The following is a 221-nucleotide window of genomic DNA, read 5'->3' as shown; positions in this document are numbered from 1 at the left end:
TGCTGGTCGCGCTGTTGCCGGCGGGATCGCTGACCACGGCGCGGAACTGATAGCTGCCATCGGCCAGATCGCTCTGCGCGGCCGTGGTCGTCGACCAGCTCGCGCCGCCGTCGGTCGAGACCTCATAAGTCACACCGGTGCCGTTGGTATCGGCATTGCCGTTCAGCGACAGATCGAAGGCCTTGTCGGTCGAGTTGAGGTCCACAGACGACGACCCGCTG

The 221-nt window shown here is 65.6% G+C and carries 1 protein-coding gene; it reads right to left on the bottom strand.

Annotated features, from left to right (window positions below):
• Positions 1 to 221: Ig-like domain-containing protein (locus tag RAD15_RS44095; protein WP_458184911.1), on the bottom strand; the 221-nt coding region annotated here is incomplete at both ends.

The sequence above is a fragment of the Bradyrhizobium sp. 14AA genome, assembly GCF_054185205.1.
This window is presented reverse-complemented; position numbering and strand designations above follow the sequence as displayed.